The organism is Streptomyces shenzhenensis (genome assembly GCF_003688995.1).
Classification (GTDB): Bacteria; Actinomycetota; Actinomycetes; order Streptomycetales; family Streptomycetaceae; genus Streptomyces; species Streptomyces shenzhenensis_A.
Window position 1 is genome coordinate 164,493 of the sequence record NZ_PENI01000019.1, and the last position, 16,630, is coordinate 181,122.

Consider the following 16,630-nt stretch of genomic DNA (forward strand, 5'->3'; position numbering starts at 1 on the left):
TCAGACGTCGTCGGGCCCGCTCGCATCCCACTCAGCCACGCCGTTCCGGTCCGAAGGGACTCCATCCCTTGAGGTATGGCTTGAGCTCCTCCGGCGTGGGTTCACGTGTGTGCGGCATCTCTGGAAGCCTGCTCAAGGGGTCGATCGACCTTGCGTACCCCTTTGCCCAGTCCAACCAGCGTCTGGCCGAGTCCAGAGCCGACTCGTCCACAGCGCCATCCAACTCGCCGATACGACCTTCCAATGCCGTGCAGCACGCACTGAGGACAGCAGCCTCCTGCCAGCACTCGGCCTCTCCGCGAAGCACCTGGGCAAGTTGCTCGCGAACAGCTTGTTCCTTTGCCACCTCCTTGGCCGCTTGCCAACGAACTTCACGTTCTGCCCTGGCCTGCTGCTCATCCTCCCTGCGCCGAGCGTCCTCTACCGCTCGCGCTTCGATCTCTCCAAGGATCACGCCCATGGCCTCTTCCAGCGTCCGGCTCTTCCGATCCCGCCAGCGACCGGGCCGACCGGTCAGACCATGGGCAAGCTCCACGGCAAGACGAGCGGAGCGCTCCGGATCCGTGAACTCCTGCCTGACGGTGACCGTATACGCGAAGCCGTCGACAGCGACGTCCACTCCGCCCTCACGCGGGAAGAAGGACGACCGGGCCTTGCTCACCTCGTACCCTCGTCGTACCGCCTCAGCCGCCAGTCCCTGCAGCAGCAGGAGCGACCTACGGCGCAGCGCAGACGGCATCACCAGCCGACTCCCGTCGTCTTTGAGCGCGGCCACCATCGGATGCAGGTTCCCCAATCGCACGGGAACAGGAACCAGACCCTGGCTCTCCTTCGGCCGCTGACTCCGAGCGTTGGGATGCGGGCCCTCCGCAAGGAACAGTTCCAGCCCCGACCCGCCGTACGGAACCTTCTCGATGCGTTTGCCCGCCGGTTCCAGGCCGTGTCGCTTCGCGTAGTTGACGACGCGCCGCCACTCCGCGACCTCGTCGTCATCGGGATCAGTGATTCGGACGCGGCCCTCGGCGACGAGCCGCTCGATCAGCTCCTGTGCCTTCGCCCGCCGGGCCCGCGCGACGGGCCGCTCGCTGTACGACGTCCGGGGCTTGACGGGCTCCGCCGGCTCACTGCCGCTGGCGTACGCAGGGTCTTCGTCGATCATCAATAGACACGATCCCGCAGGGCATGGCCCGAGCGCCAGTCACCCGACCACCAGGTTCGAGGATCCTCTTTGGCAACGAGCCGTTCGAGGATCCCGCGCCGCCGTTCGTTCAGGGCAGACCGCCGAGGCACGAGGTCCAGCCCGCACTGCCCTACGCCCCTGGCCAGAGCCGAAAGAGTGTCCGTCAGCCCTGGGAGTGCTCTGGGACTTTTCTGGGACTTCCGGCCTCATCAACCGGCACGAGCGTGAAATAGCCGAAAGGTCATTCTCACAGGTCAGCGACCGCTGAGCGAACATCGCGGCAGGTCACCGCATTCGCTGGTCTCTTCCGCGACATCTGAGCAACGGATGCCGCCACGCCCCTTCTGGCCTGCGGTGCAGTGGGTCAGAAGGGGTGCGGCGGCCGGTGTGCCGGGGAGACGCGAGATGTGCGGGCCGTTCGGTTCGCATCTCACCGGTGGCGAGCGGTTTCTCAGCCCAACTGGGTCGGAACGACCGTCAGTTCGGCGATGTTGACCCGGGCCGGCGCCGCCACCGAGTACGTGATCGCGTCGGCCACGTCTTCCGCGGTGATGGTCGTGATCGCCGACCGCATCTCGTCCAGCCCCGCCCGAGTGGCCTCGTGGGCCATGGAGGCGCCGAGTTCGGTGACGGCGAACGCCGGGTCGACGGACCGCACCCGCACGCCGCGCGGCCCGAGCGACGCGCGCAGGTTGCGGGTCAGCTGGGTGACCGCGGCCTTGGTCGCACCGTAGACCGGATAGTCGGCGAAGATCACCTCGGCCGCGATCGAGCCGAGGTTCACCAGGTCAGCGGCCCGTCCGGCGTCCGCCGCCGCGAGCAGGTCGGCGACGAAGACCCGGCCGGTCGCCAGCAGTCCGCGAAGATTCACATCGATCATCCGGTCCCACTCGGCGGTGTCCGCCTCGTCGAACGGCGCTCCGAGCATCACCCCGGCATTGGCCACGACCAGGTCGGGCCGGCCCAGAGCAGCACGGATCGTCGTCGCTGCGGCTGCCAACGCGGCGGGGTCGGTGACATCGACGCCGAGGGGCAGGACATCGGCGCAGCCCTCCTCGCGCAGGGCCGCGGCGAGATCCTCCAGCAGCGCGGCCCGTCGGCCGAGCAGAGCGACCGCCGCTCCGGCCGAGGCGAAGCGGCGTGCGGTCGCGGCGCCGATCCCGGCACTGGCCCCGGTGACCACCGCGACCCGGCCGGCGAGCAGCCCCCCGGACACACCGGGAGCGGGCAGGGAGAAGTCTTCTGAAAGGTTGTCGGTCATGAGGCCGAGCATGTGCGCCCCGCCGGAGGCCAGCCAGGCCCGGTCACATCCGGGGTGCGCCACTCCCAGGCAACCGATCGCGTGCGCGTCTACCGTGGAGGCATGGACACCCGCAATCCGCTGGGCGAATTCCTCCGCGCCCGGCGCGAGATGACCAGCCCGGCCGTGGCCGGGCTGCTCTGGTCGGGCCGGCGCAGGACACCGGGCCTGCGCCGGGAGGAAGTGGCCCAGCTGTCAGGAGTCAGCACCGACTACTACCGCCGGCTGGAACAGGGACGGGAAAGGCGCCCGTCCACGCAGGTGGTGGACGCCCTGGCCCGCGCCCTCGGCCTGAACACCGAGGAAACGGCGCACCTGCACCGGCTGGCAGGAGCGACACGTGAACCCGTCCGGCGCGGTGGCGGTGCACCCGTCGGACCGAGTCTGCTGCGCCTGATGGACGGCTGGCTCGACACCCCCGCGCTGATCCTCGACCGCCGCCTGGACGTGCTGGCCGGCAACCGTCTCGGATACGCCCTGTTCGCCGGGATGCTGCAACAGGGAGAGACCAATCTGGTCCGGTTCATCTTCCTGAGCCCGGGCGCCCGGGACTTCTACCCCGACTGGGAACGGGTCGCCAGGTCCGTGCTCGCGGCGCTGCGCGCGGACAGCGGCGACCTGATGGACGATCCCCGGCTCACCGGGCTGATCGGCGAACTGTCCTTGAAGAGCCCGGAGTTCCGCACCCTGTGGGCCCGGCACGACGTACGCGGGAAGGCCCACGAGGCCAAACGCTTCAACCACCACCAGGTCGGCGAACTGACCCTGACCTACGACTCGTTCACCATCGAGAACGCGAGGCACCAGCAACTCGTCGTGTACCAGGCCGAACCCGGCAGCACTTCCCGGCAGGCCCTCGCCCTGCTCGGCACGGTGGCGGCCGACCTGCCCGGGGCGAACTCCGCTACCTGGTGGGCGGGTTCAGGGTGACGTATCGCCTTGTGCAGTCGTGACTTCAGCGCCTGGGCTACCCAGGGATCCGGCGATGAATGTCCTCGAGCAGGTCCCCCATCGCCATGTGGAAGATCTCGGCCTGATGTTCGCCGATGAAGGAGGTGTGCCCGAACACCTCCAGGACGACCATGCCGTGCAGGTGGCCCCATGCGCCGAGGAGGAGAGCGCCCGCAGGCGGCGGCAGGGTTTCCGGGCCGTGCGGAAACAGGGGTTCCAGATGCGCCTGGAGAGCCGGCGAGAGCCCCCGGGTGTCGGCGGCGGCCATTTGCGCCGTGGTGAACCCGTCGAACATCTCGCGCTGGAATATCTCGCAGATCCGGTGCATCGCCCGGGTGGTCGAGCCCTGGTGGGGTGCCGCGTAATAGCGCAGCGGCGCTCCGTACAGCAGCTGGAATCGCTCGACGTGGGTGGTGGCCCATCGGCGATAACCCTCGGCGGCGGCCATGAACCGCTGCGCGGCCGGCTCGTCCGCCGCTGTGTCGGCGGCCGCCGTCACGGCATCGGCCAGATCGTCGTACGCCTTGGTGACGAGAACTGTGACGAGGGCGTCCCGGTTCGGAAAGTAGTGGTAGAGCCCCTGGACCGTCATGCCGAGGTTGCGGGCGACCCCTCTCAGGGACAGAGCGTGCGGCCCGTGCTCGGCGATATAACTCTCGGCGGCCTCCACGGTCTCCTGGACGGCGACGGCCCGGCGTCGCTGGCGCAGGGAGGTCACGGCCGTCGTATACGCGTCTGCGGACATGCGGCGATCCTACGACGGCCGATCCGACGGGACATCAGAAAACGAGAGCGAGGAGAAATCCCTGACAGGTGTCAGGTAAATCTCCTACTGCTCAAACACCGGCTGTCTCACTAGCGTCGTTCGCGGCGACGAAGAGCGCGGCGCCGCACCCCTTCTGACGGGGTGAAAGGAGCGCTGCGGCGCATCGATCCGGCCCCTGCCCGGCCGGCCCCCTCGCCTATCGCAGAACGCATTGAAGGAGATCACCCGTGTTCGAACGTATAGCCGAATTGGCGATTCGCCGATCCCGGCTGGTGCTGGTCGTCGCCGTCCTGGCCGTGGCTCTCATGGGCGCGGTAGGTGCGGGCGCCTTCGACAAGTTGAAGGGGGGCGGCTTCGACGACCCCGCCTCCCCCTCCACCCGGGCAGCGGAGGTCATCGACGAGAAGTTCGGCGGTGAGACGAACCTGGTCCTGCTGGTCCGTTCCCCCGACGGCCGCATCGACACCCCCGCCGCCCGCGCGAGCGGCCAGGCCCTGGTGGCCGACCTCAAGAAGGACGAGCGGCTCAGCAACGTCGTCTCGTTCTGGGAGACGGACAGCCCCGACCTGCGCTCCGAGGACGGCCGCGAGGCCATGGTGCTCACCCACGTGCGAGGCGACACCACGGAGCAGCGGGAGAACTCCGTCGAGGTCCTCGACACCTACACCGGCACCTACAAGAACACCCTCACCGTCCAGGCCGGAGGAGGCGCCGCCGTAGGTGCCGAGCTGTCGAACCAGGTGGTCGAGGATCTGATCCTCGCCGAAGCGATCGCCATACCGCTGACCCTGGTACTGCTCCTGATCGTCTTCGGCAGCGTGGTCGCGGCCCTGCTGCCGCTGGTCATCGCGATCATCGCGGTCATGGGCTCCTTCGCCCAGCTCTTCCTGTTCGGCAGCGTCACCGATGTCGCCGAGACCGCGACCAACCTCACCACCGCCCTGGGCCTCGGACTGGGCATCGACTACGCCCTTCTGATGGTCAGCCGCTTCCGGGAGCAGCTCGCGGCCGGGGCGAGCGTGGACGACGCCGTCCGGCGCACGGTGCACACCGCGGGCCGCACCATCGCCTTCTCCGCCGCGACCGTCGCGGCAGCCCTGGCGGCGCTTCTGGTGTTCCCGCATTACTTCCTGCGCTCGATGGGCTTCACCGGAGTCGGCGTCGTCGCCATCGCCGCCTTCAGCACCCTGTTCGTGATGCCGGCCCTGCTGAAGGTCCTGGGCCACCGGGTCAACAGCGGACGGCTGCCCTGGGCGAAGCGGCGGCGCTCCGCCGCCCGCACACCTCTGTGGGGACGACTGGCCCGCACCGTCATGCGGCGGCCCGTACTCACGGCACTGCCCGTCCTCGCCGTGCTGCTGTTCGCGGCAGCCCCGCTGCTGGACATCACCTTCGGCACACCGGACGAACGCGTGCTGACCGAGAACGCCGAGAGCCGCCAGGTCTCGCAGGTGCTGCGAGAGAAGTTCGGCGGCAGCGAGGACTCGGCCCTCCACATCGCCATCGACCAGCCCGTGGACAAGGCCCCACTGGCGTCGTACGCGGGCCGGCTGTCCGCACTCAAGGGCGTCGAGCGTGTCGAGACCAGCACGGGCGTCTACACCGCGGGACAGTCCGCGGCGACCGGCCCGGCCAACTCCGCTCTCGGTCGGCCCGACGCACAGCGGATCAGCGTGGTGAGCAGCCTGACACCGAAGTCGGAAGCGGCCGAGAGCCTGGTCAAGCAGGTGCGCTCGGTCACCCCGCCCCCTGGGGCCCACCCTCTGGTCGGAGGGAACGACGCCGTACTCGTCGACGCCAAGGAATCCATCGCCGACAAGCTCCCCCTGGCCGTGGCCCTGATCGTCCTCACCACCTTCCTGCTGCTCTTCCTGTTCACCGGCAGCATCGTGCAACCGCTGCGCGCACTGCTCCTCAACCTGATCAGCCTGGCAGCCACCCTCGGCGTCATGACCTGGATCTTCCAGGACGGCAACCTCTCGTCCCTCCTCGGCTTCACCGCGCAGCCGATGGAGATGACGATGACCGTGCTGATGTTCTGCATCGCCTTCGGCCTCTCGATGGACTACGAGGTCTTCGTCACCAGCCGGATCAAGGAACTCCACGACCACGGAGCCGACAACGAGACCGCCGTGGTCAACGGTCTCGGCCACACCGGGCGCATCGTCAGCGCGGCTGCTTTCCTGCTCGCGGTGAGCTTCTTCGCCTTCGGCACCGCGAAGATCAGCTTCATGCAGATGTTCGGTCTCGGCAGCGGACTGGCCGTCCTCCTCGACGCCATCGCCGTCCGCGGCGTCCTCGTCCCCGCCGCGATGCGTCTGCTCGGCAGGACGGCCTGGTACGCGCCCGGCTTCCTGCGCAGGCTCCACACGCGGTACGGCCTCAGCGAAGGCGGCCCCGAGCCGACGTCCGCACCCGGACCTGTAACGGTGCCTCCGACACATATGAAGGACTCGACCGGGGTCTGACCAGGCGCCCGGCGTGCGGCAGTGCCCGCTCGACGGTCATGCGGTGAGCGATCGAGAAGCGCGCCGCACCCCGTCCGACCCGCGCCGGTCCGGACGGGGTGCGGCAGGGGGCCGGTCACTCGACTGCCGACCATGCCTTCGGGCCGCCGCCGCGCCATTCGATCAGGTTCGGGTCGTCGAGTGTCGTGTCGGTCTCGGGCAGGCCGGTCAGGCGCAGAAACTCGACCAGATCGAGCAGATGATACGCAGTGCCGACATACTTGCCACGGATCGTGACTCGCCTGCCGCCGTCAGGGCTCGGCGGCTGCACGATCACCGGCGCGCCTTCCATAGGTACTGAGTGCCCCCTTGCCGAGCCGCTCATGCCCACCCGCGCCCGGCGAACGCCGTCGGACAGAAGAAAAGCGGATATCGACCGCCCGACCGGGCCGGGCCGGGAGGAATGAACGGGGCGTTCCTGCCTACTCGGGGGGAATGGCTCGGTCCAATGACGAGGTCGCGGCGCTGTTCCAGGAGTACGCGGACCTGATCTCGATCACCGGCGGAGACGCCTACAAGGCGCGCGTCTACGAAAAGGCCGCGCGCGCGATCGGCGGCTACCACGCCGACGTGTCCACGCTCGACGCCAAGGGGCTGCGGGAGATCCCCGGGGTCGGCACGTCGATCGCGGAGAAGGTCGCCGAGTACTTCCGCACCGGCAGCGTGTTCGCGGTCGACGAACTGCGCGCGAAGATCCCGGCCGGAGTCCGGCGGCTGACGGCTGTCCCGACGCTCGGCCCGAAGAAGGCGCTGGCCGTCTACGAGGAACTGGGCATCTCCTCGGTCGACGAGCTGGTCGACGCGATCCACGCCGAGAAGCTGCGCGACCTGAAGGGCTTCGGGCCCAGGACGGAGGAGAACATCCTCCATGGCGTCGAGCTTCTGCGGTCCTCCGGCGACCGGGTCCTGCTCGACGTGGCCCTGGACCTCGCCGACGACATCGTCGGGGAGCTGTCCCGGGTGACCGGCTGCCGCCGCTGCACCTACGCCGGCTCGCTGCGCCGGGTACGGGAGACGATCGGCGACATCGACGTCCTCGTCGCGGCCGAGAGGTCGGGGCCGCTGATGGACGCCTTCACCGGCCTGCCGTACGTCACCGAGGTCATCGCGCACGGCCCGGCGAAGAGCTCGGTACGCACCGGCAAGGGGCTGGCCGTCGATCTGCGGGTGGTGCCGCCGGATTCCTGGGGCGCGGCGCTGCAGTACTTCACCGGCTCGAAGGCACACAACATCCGCACCCGGGAGCTGGCCGTGCACCAGGGCCTGAAGCTGTCCGAGTACGGCCTGTTCGACGTGGAGAGCGGGGAGAAGATCGTCTCCGAGACCGAGGAGGAGGTCTACGCCCGGCTCGGGCTGCCCTGGATCCCGCCGCCCCTGCGCGAGGACCGCGGGGAGATCGAGGCCGGGCTGCGCGACGAGCTGCCCGACCTGGTGCGGGAGCCGGACCTCCGGGGCGATCTGCACACGCACACCGATCTGACCGACGGGCTCGCGCCGCTGGAGGAGATGGCGCAGGCGGCCGCCGAGCGCGGCTACGCCTATTACGCGATCACCGACCACGGTCCGAACCTGTACATGCAGCAGATGACCGAGGAACGGATGCTGGCCCAGCGCGAGCGGGTGCGGGAACTCGACGGCACGTACGGCAAGCGGGGCGGACGGGGCGGCATGCGGCTGCTGCACGGCGTGGAGCTGAACATCGGCCCGGACGGCGACGTCGACTGGCCCGCGGAGTTCCTGGCCGGCTTCGACGTGTGCGTGGCCTCGGTGCACTCGCACTTCAACCAGAGCCGCGCGGCGCTGACCCGGCGGCTCGTGCGGGCCTGCGAGAACCCGTACGTCAACATCATCGGCCACCCCACCACCCGTATCCTCGGCAAGCGGCCACCGATCGACGCCGACCTCGACGAGGTCTTCGCCGCGTGCGCGCGCACCGGCACGGCCCTGGAGATCAACTCCCATCCCGACCGGCTGGACCTGTGCGACGAGGACATCCTGCGGGCCCGGCGGCACGGAGTGAAGTTCGCCGTCGACAGCGACGCGCACTCCGTCCTCCACCTGGCCAACATGCGCTACGGCGTGGGCACGGCGCAGCGCGGCTGGCTCAGCCGGGACGACGTGCTCAACACCTGGCCGGAGACCCGCCTGCGGCGCTTCCTGCGCAAGGGCCGGACCGGGCGGAGCGCCCGCGCCTGACCGGCGGGGCGAAGCGGTCCGGCGGGCGGTCAGGCCCGGTAGGCGGCCGTGGCGATCCGCACGAACGAGGGGATCAATGGGTTCGGGTCGCCCTCGTTCCAGGCCGCCACCACGGGGCTCGGCGCCATGTCGCTCAGCGGTACCACGACCAGTTCGCCGGGTGGCTCGTGGCCGAGCGCGAGCGGGGCCATCCCGACCGTGCCGTTCCACAGCACGGCTTGCAGGCACTCCTGGACGGCACGCACCACCGGGCCCTCGCGCGGCGCGCCGCCGTTCCAGTACGACTGCCAGACCGGGTCGGTGCCGTCCGGGAACCGGAACCAGCGCCGGCCGGCCAGGTCGGCCAGCCGCAGGCGGTCGCGGCGGGCCAGCGGATCGTCGGCGCGGAGCACCGCGCCCACCCGGTCGGCGCGCAGTTCGTGCACGGTCAGGCCGGTCTCGTCGAACGGTGCGCGGGTCAGCGCGATGTCGACCAGGCCGGCGCGCAGCCCGCAGGTCGGGTCGGTCAGGTCGGTGTCACGGATGCGGACCTCGACACCCGGGTGCCGCCTGCGGTGGACGGCGGCCAGCCGGCGCGCGCCGGGGTCGGTGCTGTCGCCGAGGATGCCGACGGTGAGGGTGGCGGAACCGGCCGCAGCGGCCACGCGTACGCGTACCTGGTCGGCCCGGGCGAGCAGGGTACGCGCCTCCTCCAGCAGGGCCGTGCCGGCCGGGGTGAGGGTGACGCCGGCGGCGGAGCGGTGGAAGAGCGCGGCGCCGATCTCGGTCTCCAGTTGCCTGATCGCCCGGCTCAGCGGCGGCTGGCTCATGTGCAGCCGGACGGCGGCCCGACCGAAGTGGAGTTCTTCGGCGACGGCCACGAAATAGCGCAGCGTGCGCAGCTCCATGACCTGCGACGTTACCCGTGGGGTATCGGCACCACCTAATCGGTCTTGGCCGACGGCGGGGTCCGGGCGGTGGAATCGGAGCATGACGGAACACCACCGGGCACCGTCTCGGGATCGGCGAGACCGTCCTGACAACCGACAACCGACAGATGGGAATCATGAACGTCGCGTATGGGATCGTCGCCGGCCTGCTCGCTCTCTTCTACCTGTACGGGGGCGGGATCAAGGTGATCCGGACCCGTGAGCGGCTCCAGCCGATGATGGCCTGGGTGGACCGCATGCCGATGCCGGCCGTCCGGGCCCTCGGGGTCCTCGAAGTGCTCGGCGCGATCGGGCTTGTCCTGCCGCCGCTGACCGGCATCGCACCCTGGCTGGCGCTGGCCGCGGCCATCGGTCTGGTGCTGCTGCAGGTCGGTGCGATCAGGGTCCACCTGCGCCGAGGCGACCGCCGGATCGCTCTGAACATCGCGCTCCTCGTCACCGCGGCACTCACCGGCTGGCTCGCCACGACATGGCTGTCCTAGACCGCGTCCGGGGTGCGGGTCAGCCGGCGACGAGCGTCACGTCCCGCCGCCCGGTGGCGTGGATGTACGGCAGCGGCAGGCCGCCGTGCGGGCGCAGTTCCATGACGGTGGCCTCGACGTGCGCCGCGCCGGGCGCGATCCGGACCGGCGTCACCTTGCCGGAGTTCGCCCAGCGGTGTGCGGCGCCGTCGCACCGCGCCCGGGTACCGCCGATGCCGTACCGGACCGACGCGGACCCCTGGCTGATCGAGGCGGCGACGAACACCGGTCCGGTGGCTGCGCCGCACCGGTAGGTGCCGGTGAGCACGACGGTGCCGTCGGCGGCGACACGGCCGACGCGGTCGACGGTGACGCTCTCGTAGGGGGCGGCGGCAGCGGTCACCGGCGCGACCGCGGCGAGCAGCAGTGCGGCGGCGCCGAGAGCGGGGCGTACGAGCATGGAGTACCTACCGGAATCGTGGGGGTGGTGGGGGTCGTCTCAGGTGATACCGGGTGGCCGGGGCCCGGTCGATGACCGTCACCCCATCGGTGGCGCGTCATGACTGTCGCGGAGCGGTCGGGGAGTTGTCCGCGTGTTGTCACACTTCGCGGCCGGCCGTTCCGGAGCGTTCACGGACGGCGCATGGTCTGGGTATGCCGGGTGGCACTCGGGCCGCCGGGCAGTCGTCATATCCGACGCGGAGGTCTGCCATGTGTACCCAGCTCTCCCCGTGCCACGCCGACGGCACCCCGCACACCGTCGCCGCCCACCCCGAACAGGGCTGGAGCCTGCTGTGCGACGGCACGATCCACTTCGACGACACAGGCGAACTCCACCCCGACGGCAGCATCATCCCCCCACACCGCCTCACCCCAGCCGCATAAACAAAGCCCCCCAAAGAAGCACCCCAAAGGGGCGCGAGGAACTGCGCGACAAGCCACAACGCACCCGCAGACGAACAACGGCGACCAGCCAAAAATAGGGGCGCGGGGAACTGCGCGACCAGCCACGACGTCGCCGCAGACGAACAACGGCAGCAGCCCCCCAAGGGGCGCGAGGAACTGCGCGACAAGCCACAACGCGCCCGCAGACAAACGACGGCAACCAGCCCCCCAAAAAAGGGACGCGGGGAACTGCGCGACCAGCCACAACGCCGCCGCAGACGAACAACGGCAGCAGCCCCCCAAGGGGCGCGAGGAACTGCGCGACAAGCCACAACGCGCCCGCAGACAAACGACGGCAACCAGCCCCCAAAAAAGGGACGCGGGGAACTGCGCGACCAGCCACGACGCCGCCGCAGACGAACAACGACCCCCACCGCCAACCCAGCGGAGCGCTACCCCAGGAGCGCAACCCCGTCGAGTTCCACCAAAGCCCGGTCGTCCCAGAGGCGTACGACCTCGACCACGGCCATCGCCGGATACGTCCACCCCGCCAACCGCCGCCAGATACGGCCGAGTTCGGGGGCATGAGCGCGATACGCGGCGACATCGGTGGCGTACACGGTGACCCGGGCGAGATCGGCGGGGGTGGCACCGGCCGCGCGCAGGGCGGTGAGCAGATTGCCGAGCGCCCGCTCGAACTGCTCGGGCAGGGTGTCCCCGGTGACCTTGCCGTCGCCGTCGAGGGCGGTCTGGCCCGCCAGGAAGACCAGCCGGGTGCCGGTGGCGACCACGGCGTGGGAGAAGCCGACGGGCGGGGAGAGGTCGGGCGGGTTGATGCGCTCGGCCGTCACGGGGCCTCCCGGGGAGTGTGCGATGCGGCGTGCGTGGCGTACAGCTCCTTGGCGATGATGCCGCGCTGGACCTCGCTCGCGCCCTCGTAGATGCGCGGGGCGCGCACCTCGCGGTACAGGTGCTCCAGGAGGTGGCCGCGGCGCAGCGCGCGGGCGCCGTGCAGTTGGACGGCGGTGTCGACGACGTACTGCGCGGTCTCGGTGGCGAGCAGCTTGGCCATCGCGGCGCGCCGGGGGACGTCCGGCGCGGCCGCGTCGTACGCGGTGGCCGCCGCGTACACCATCAGGCGGGCGGCGTCAGTGCGCAGGGCCATCTCGGCGACCTGGTGGGCGACGGTCTGCAGGTCCATCAGCTTGCCGCCGAAGGCGTCCCGCCGGCGGGTGTGGTCGAGGGTGGCGTCGAGCGCGGCCTGCGCCATGCCGACCGCGAAGGCGCCGACGCTCGGGCGGAACAGGTTCAGGGTGCCCATGGCGACCCGGAAGCCGCGGTCGGTCTCGCCGAGCACGTCGTCCGCCGTGACGGGTACGGCGTCGAGGCCGAGGGTGCCGAGGGGATGCGGGGAGAGCATCTCCAGGGCGGTTCCGGTCAGGCCGGGCCGGTCGGCCGGCACGAGGAAGGCGGTCACGCCGCGGGCACCGGCGCCCGGGGTGGTGCGCGCGAACACGGTGTAGAAGTCGGCCTCGGGCGCGTTGGAGATCCAGCACTTCTCACCGGTGAGCCGCCATCGCCGCGGGCCATCGGCCTCGGCCACCGGCCCGCCGCCGAGCGCGGCGTCCCGCCGCGTCCCCGGTACCCCCTGTGCGTCCTCCGCCTGCTCGCCGTCCGCCCGCAGGGCCAGTGCCGCCGCGTCCGAGCCCGCTCCCGGCTCGCTCAGGGCGAAGGCGGCGATCGCGGTGCCGTCGGCGACGCGCGGCAGCCAGCGTTCGCGCTGGGCCGGGGTGCCGTGGGCGTGCACCGGATGGGCGCCGAGCCCCTGGAGGGCGAGGGCGGTCTCGGCCTCCGTGCAGGCGTAGGCCAGGGACTCCCGCATCAGACAGAGGGCGAGGGCACCCGAGTCGAACAGCCGGGAGATGAGGCCCAGTCGGCCGAGTTCGGCGACGAGCGGACGGTTGACCCGGCCGGGTTCACCCTTGTCGGCGAGCGGGCGCAGCCGTTGCGCGGCGAGCGTGCGCAACCGGGCGCACCAGGCGGTCTGTTCGGGTTCGAGTGCGAATGCGGGCACTGCCGTTCCTCCCTCCACGGCGGGCCGTCATGGGCCCTCCCCGACGGTATCGCGGACCGTTGACTGTCGTCACCGACACGATACGCTCGATCCGCGAGCCCACCACGAGCCCGACCGGCAAGGGGGCGCACCGCCATGGACGTCTCGGCCCACGTCGACACCTTCGCGCGCGACCACCTCCCGCCGCCCGACGAGTGGCCCCGGCTCAGCTTCGACCTGCCGGAGCTGCGCTACCCCGGCCGGCTGAACTGCGCCGCGGAACTCCTGGACCACGCCGACCCGGCACGCCCGGTGTTCCGCACACCCACCGGCGGCTCATGGACCTACGGCGAACTGCGCGCCCGGGTCGACCGCATCGCGCACGTCCTCACCGCCGGCCTCGGCGTGGTCCCCGGCAACCGCGTCCTGCTGCGCGGCCCGACCACTCCCTGGCTCGCGGCCTGCTGGCTCGCGGTGCTGAAGGCGGGCGCCGTCGCGGTCACCGTGCTGGCCCAGCAGCGCCCGCACGAGCTGGCCACCATCTGCGAGATCGCCCGGGTGGGGCACGCCCTGTGCGACATCCGGTCCATGGCCGACCTCGCGCAGGCCGAGATCCCCGGGCTGCGCATCACGACATACGGCGGTGACGCGCCGGACGACCTGCTGAACCGGCCCACACCCGGCACCCCGTACCCGGCCGTGCGCACCGCAGCCGACGACATCGCGCTGATCGCGTTCACCTCCGGCACCACCGGCCGCCCCAAGGGGTGCATGCACTTCCACCGGGATGTGCTCGCCGTAGCGGACACCTTCTCCCACCATGTGCTCAGACCCCATGTGGACGATGTGTTCGCCGGCAGTCCCCCGCTCGGCTTCACCTTCGGTCTCGGCGGGCTCGTGGTCTTCCCGATGCGCGCCGGCGCCAGCGCGCTCCTGCTCGAACAGGCCGGACCCAGACAGCTGTTGCCCGCGATCGCCCGGCACCAGGTGTCCGTGCTGTTCACCGCGCCGACCGCCTACCGCGCCATGCTGGACCACCTGGACGGACACGACACCTCGTCGCTGCGCCGCTGTGTCTCCGCGGGCGAGAACCTGCCGGCGGCGACCTGGCGGGCCTGGCGCGAGCGCACCGGGCTGCGCATCATCAACGGCATCGGCGCCACCGAGCTGCTGCACATCTTCATCTCCGCCGCCGACGAGCAGATCAGACCCGGCACCACGGGCGTGCCCGTGCCGGGGTGGCACGCGCGCGTACAGGACGAGAACGGGGATCCCGTGCCCGACGGCGAGCCGGGGCTGCTGGCCGTGCGCGGCCCGGTGGGCTGCCGCTATCTCGCCGACCCCCGGCAGCGCGTCTATGTGCGCGACGGCTGGAACGTCACCGGCGACACCTACGTCCGCGAGGCCGACGGCTACTTCCGGTATGTCGCGCGCGCGGACGACATGATCATCTCGGCCGGGTACAACATCGCGGGCCCCGAGGTCGAGGACGCGCTGCTGCGCCATCCGGACGTGGTCGAGGCCGCGGTCGTCGGGCGGCCCGACGAGGCGCGCGGCCAGGTCGTGGTGGCGTACGCCGTGCTGGCCGAGGGCGCCGCGCGGGACGCCGACGCCCTGCGGGCCTTCGTCAGGTCCGAGCTGGCGCCGTACAAGTGCCCACGGGAGATCGTCTTCCTGGACGCGCTGCCGCGCACGGCGACCGGCAAGCTCCAGCGTTTCCGCCTCCGTGGCCGAGGTGCCTCGCGATGATCAACAAAGACCTAAGATGATCAACGTGTCCGAGCAGCACGCCCCCCGGTCCCTGATCATCACGCTCTACGGCGCGTACGGCCGCTTCATGCCCGGTCCGGTGCCCGTCGCCGAGCTGATCCGGCTGCTGGCCGCGGTCGGCGTGGACGCGCCGTCCGTGCGCTCGTCGGTGTCCCGTCTGAAACGGCGCGGGCTGCTGCTGCCGGCCCGCACGGAGCGGGGCGCCGCCGGGTACGAACTCTCCGCGGAGGCACGGCAGTTGCTGGACGACGGCGATCTGCGCATCTACGGGTCCGCGCCGCCCAGGGGCGAGGGCTGGGTGCTCGCCGTGTTCTCGGTGCCGGAGTCGGAGCGGCAGAAGCGGCACGTGCTGCGCTCCCGGCTGGCGGGCCTGGGCTTCGGCACGGCGGCGCCCGGGGTGTGGATCGCTCCGGCGCGGCTGCACGAGGAGGCCCGGCACACCCTCCAGCGGCTGGCACTCGACCCGTACGTCGACTTCTTCCGCGGCGAGCACCTCGGCTTCGCGCCCACCGTGGAGGCGGTGGCCCGCTGGTGGGACCTGGCCGCCATCGCCAAGGAGCACGAGGCGTTCCTGGACACGCACGCGCCCGTGCTGCACGCCTGGCAGCGGCGGGCGGACACCCCGCCGGACGAGGCGTACCACGACTACCTGCTGGCCCTGGACTCCTGGCGGCATCTGCCCTACACCGATCCAGGGCTGCCGACGCACCTGCTGCCCGCGGGCTGGCCGGGCGCGCGTTCGGCGGAGGTGTTCCACGCACTGCACGCGCGACTGCGGGACGCGGGGGCCGAGTTCGTCGGGACGTGATCCCAGCCACATCTTGCGTCCCTCATGGAACCCTCAGCCTCCTCCTCACCTCTTCTCAGATTTCTTACCTAGGGTCTGTCCGGTCGTACGTCTCGGTAAGAGAAGAGGACTGTTGCGCATGACCACCACGGCAAGGGCTCAGGGAGCCACCGTCTGGCTCACCGGGCTGCCGAGCGCGGGCAAGACGACCATTGCCCGGCTTCTCGGTGACCGGCTGACCGGCGAGGGGCACCGGGTGGAGGTCCTCGACGGCGACGAGATACGCCGCTTCCTCTCCTCCGGCCTCGGCTTCTCGCGGGCGGACCGGAACACCAATGTGCAGCGCATCGGGCTGGTCTCCGAAGTGCTCGCGCGCAACGGCGTGCTCTCCCTCGTCCCGGTCATCGCCCCGTACGCCGACAGCCGAGACGCGGTCCGGGCCCGGCACGAGAAGAGCGGCACGCCGTACCTGGAGGTGCATGTGGCGACCCCGGTCGAGGTGTGCAGCGAGCGGGACGTGAAGGGCCTGTACGCCAGGCAGGCGGCGGGCGACCTTACCGGGCTGACGGGCGTCGACGACCCGTACGAGCCGCCGGCCGATGCGGCGCTGGTGCTGCGGACGCAGGAGCAGTCCCCGCGGGAGTCGGCGGACGCGGTGTACGCGCTGCTGGCGGACCGGGGGCTGGTGTGAGCGGCACACTCTCGCATCTGGACGCGTTGGAGTCCGAGGCGGTGCACATCTTCCGCGAGGTCGCGGGCGAGTTCGAACGACCGGTGATCCTCTTCTCCGGCGGCAAGGACTCCATCGTCATGCTGCACCTCGCACTCAAAGCCTTCACCCCCGC

General features: G+C 70.9%; 17 protein-coding genes. 9 read left to right on the top strand and 8 right to left on the bottom strand.

Translation table 11 applies throughout. The features are described from left to right. Window positions 1-31: 31 nt before the first annotated feature. Both CTZ28_RS27225 and CTZ28_RS27230 read right to left on the bottom strand, forming a co-directional pair. On the bottom strand, window positions 32-1,159 hold the full coding sequence (locus tag CTZ28_RS27225) for a hypothetical protein (protein ID WP_259471828.1): 1,128 nt from the start codon (window positions 1,157-1,159) through the stop codon (window positions 32-34). 472 nt (window positions 1,160-1,631) lie between these two features. After that, the gene (locus tag CTZ28_RS27230; protein ID WP_121892371.1) at window positions 1,632-2,441 is read right to left on the bottom strand and encodes an SDR family oxidoreductase; all 810 of its coding nucleotides are present in this window, start codon (window positions 2,439-2,441) and stop codon (window positions 1,632-1,634) included. Window positions 2,442-2,543: 102 nt separating this feature from the next. Here CTZ28_RS27230 and CTZ28_RS27235 point away from each other — a divergent pair, with 102 nt between their 5' ends. Next, window positions 2,544-3,410, top strand: coding sequence for a helix-turn-helix transcriptional regulator (locus tag CTZ28_RS27235; RefSeq protein WP_121892348.1), 867 nt, complete (start codon window positions 2,544-2,546; stop codon window positions 3,408-3,410). Between the two features lie 37 nt (window positions 3,411-3,447). Here the strand turns inward: CTZ28_RS27235 and CTZ28_RS27240 are convergent, their stop codons facing one another. After that, complete coding sequence (locus CTZ28_RS27240) at window positions 3,448-4,176, bottom strand: TetR/AcrR family transcriptional regulator (protein WP_121892349.1); 729 nt, start codon at window positions 4,174-4,176, stop codon at window positions 3,448-3,450. Between the two features lie 248 nt (window positions 4,177-4,424). On the opposite strand from CTZ28_RS27240, the gene CTZ28_RS27245 reads away from it, so the two are divergent. After that, entirely contained in the window at window positions 4,425-6,665 is a 2,241-nt protein-coding gene (locus CTZ28_RS27245) for an MMPL family transporter (RefSeq protein WP_121892350.1), read from the top strand. 115 nt (window positions 6,666-6,780) lie between these two features. On the opposite strand, the gene CTZ28_RS27250 is transcribed toward CTZ28_RS27245, so the two are convergent. Further along, window positions 6,781-6,996: a hypothetical protein gene (locus tag CTZ28_RS27250; protein ID WP_121892351.1), complete on the bottom strand. Its 216-nt coding sequence runs from the start codon at window positions 6,994-6,996 to the stop codon at window positions 6,781-6,783. 143 nt (window positions 6,997-7,139) lie between these two features. Here CTZ28_RS27250 and polX point away from each other — a divergent pair, with 143 nt between their 5' ends. Next, on the top strand, window positions 7,140-8,900 hold the full coding sequence (polX, locus tag CTZ28_RS27255; protein WP_121892352.1) for a DNA polymerase/3'-5' exonuclease PolX: 1,761 nt from the start codon (window positions 7,140-7,142) through the stop codon (window positions 8,898-8,900). 29 nt (window positions 8,901-8,929) lie between these two features. Here the strand turns inward: polX and CTZ28_RS27260 are convergent, their stop codons facing one another. Beyond that, the gene (locus CTZ28_RS27260) at window positions 8,930-9,787 is read right to left on the bottom strand and encodes a LysR family transcriptional regulator (protein WP_121892353.1); all 858 of its coding nucleotides are present in this window, start codon (window positions 9,785-9,787) and stop codon (window positions 8,930-8,932) included. Window positions 9,788-9,945: 158 nt separating this feature from the next. On the opposite strand from CTZ28_RS27260, the gene CTZ28_RS27265 reads away from it, so the two are divergent. Beyond that, on the top strand, window positions 9,946-10,311 hold the full coding sequence (locus CTZ28_RS27265; RefSeq protein ID WP_121892372.1) for a DoxX family protein: 366 nt from the start codon (window positions 9,946-9,948) through the stop codon (window positions 10,309-10,311). 19 nt (window positions 10,312-10,330) lie between these two features. Here CTZ28_RS27265 and CTZ28_RS27270 read toward each other — a convergent pair whose 3' ends face one another. Further along, complete coding sequence (locus CTZ28_RS27270; protein WP_121892354.1) at window positions 10,331-10,750, bottom strand: DUF6299 family protein; 420 nt, start codon at window positions 10,748-10,750, stop codon at window positions 10,331-10,333. Window positions 10,751-11,001: 251 nt separating this feature from the next. Here CTZ28_RS27270 and CTZ28_RS47230 point away from each other — a divergent pair, with 251 nt between their 5' ends. Next, window positions 11,002-11,175, top strand: coding sequence for a DUF5999 family protein (locus CTZ28_RS47230; protein WP_183154606.1), 174 nt, complete (start codon window positions 11,002-11,004; stop codon window positions 11,173-11,175). Window positions 11,176-11,627: 452 nt separating this feature from the next. Here the strand turns inward: CTZ28_RS47230 and CTZ28_RS27275 are convergent, their stop codons facing one another. Both CTZ28_RS27275 and CTZ28_RS27280 read right to left on the bottom strand, forming a co-directional pair. Beyond that, window positions 11,628-12,026: a RidA family protein gene (locus CTZ28_RS27275; protein ID WP_121892355.1), complete on the bottom strand. Its 399-nt coding sequence runs from the start codon at window positions 12,024-12,026 to the stop codon at window positions 11,628-11,630. Continuing rightward, window positions 12,023-13,249 (bottom strand): acyl-CoA dehydrogenase family protein, encoded by a 1,227-nt coding sequence (locus tag CTZ28_RS27280; protein WP_121892356.1) that lies wholly within the window; start codon window positions 13,247-13,249, stop codon window positions 12,023-12,025. Before CTZ28_RS27280 ends, CTZ28_RS27275 begins: the two co-directional genes overlap by 4 nt. A gap of 63 nt (window positions 13,250-13,312) precedes the next feature. On the opposite strand from CTZ28_RS27280, the gene CTZ28_RS27285 reads away from it, so the two are divergent. The 4 genes from CTZ28_RS27285 to CTZ28_RS27300 form a co-directional block, all read left to right on the top strand. Beyond that, window positions 13,313-14,977, top strand: coding sequence for an AMP-binding protein (locus CTZ28_RS27285; RefSeq protein ID WP_220795411.1), 1,665 nt, complete (start codon window positions 13,313-13,315; stop codon window positions 14,975-14,977). Between the two features lie 16 nt (window positions 14,978-14,993). Continuing rightward, a complete protein-coding gene (locus tag CTZ28_RS27290) occupies window positions 14,994-15,806 on the top strand; it encodes a PaaX family transcriptional regulator (protein WP_121892358.1) in 813 nt (270 codons plus the stop codon). A 118-nt stretch (window positions 15,807-15,924) separates the two neighbouring features. Further along, window positions 15,925-16,476 carry an adenylyl-sulfate kinase gene (cysC, locus tag CTZ28_RS27295; RefSeq protein ID WP_121892359.1) on the top strand — a complete coding sequence of 184 codons (552 nt, stop codon included), beginning with the start codon at window positions 15,925-15,927 and terminating at the stop codon, window positions 16,474-16,476. After that, the coding region (locus CTZ28_RS27300) for a phosphoadenosine phosphosulfate reductase domain-containing protein (protein ID WP_183154607.1) at window positions 16,473-16,630 on the top strand (158 nt) is incomplete at its 3' end. The genes cysC and CTZ28_RS27300, both read left to right, overlap by 4 nt.

Excerpts from the sequence above, each read along its gene's own strand:
- CTZ28_RS27225 (WP_259471828.1), bottom strand. The coding sequence starts at position 1,159 with ATGATCGACGAAGACCCTGCGTACGCCAGCGGCAGTGAGCCGGCGGAG.
- CTZ28_RS27230 (WP_121892371.1), bottom strand. The coding sequence starts at position 2,441 with ATGACCGACAACCTTTCAGAAGACTTCTCCCTGCCCGCTCCCGGTGTG.
- CTZ28_RS27235 (WP_121892348.1), top strand. The coding sequence starts at position 2,544 with ATGGACACCCGCAATCCGCTGGGCGAATTCCTCCGCGCCCGGCGCGAG.
- CTZ28_RS27240 (WP_121892349.1), bottom strand. The coding sequence starts at position 4,176 with ATGTCCGCAGACGCGTATACGACGGCCGTGACCTCCCTGCGCCAGCGA.
- CTZ28_RS27250 (WP_121892351.1), bottom strand. The coding sequence starts at position 6,996 with ATGGAAGGCGCGCCGGTGATCGTGCAGCCGCCGAGCCCTGACGGCGGC.
- polX (WP_121892352.1), top strand. The coding sequence starts at position 7,140 with ATGGCTCGGTCCAATGACGAGGTCGCGGCGCTGTTCCAGGAGTACGCG.
- CTZ28_RS27260 (WP_121892353.1), bottom strand. The coding sequence starts at position 9,787 with ATGGAGCTGCGCACGCTGCGCTATTTCGTGGCCGTCGCCGAAGAACTC.
- CTZ28_RS27265 (WP_121892372.1), top strand. The coding sequence starts at position 9,946 with ATGAACGTCGCGTATGGGATCGTCGCCGGCCTGCTCGCTCTCTTCTAC.
- CTZ28_RS27270 (WP_121892354.1), bottom strand. The coding sequence starts at position 10,750 with ATGCTCGTACGCCCCGCTCTCGGCGCCGCCGCACTGCTGCTCGCCGCG.
- CTZ28_RS47230 (WP_183154606.1), top strand. The coding sequence starts at position 11,002 with ATGTGTACCCAGCTCTCCCCGTGCCACGCCGACGGCACCCCGCACACC.
- CTZ28_RS27290 (WP_121892358.1), top strand. The coding sequence starts at position 14,994 with ATGATCAACGTGTCCGAGCAGCACGCCCCCCGGTCCCTGATCATCACG.
- cysC (WP_121892359.1), top strand. The coding sequence starts at position 15,925 with ATGACCACCACGGCAAGGGCTCAGGGAGCCACCGTCTGGCTCACCGGG.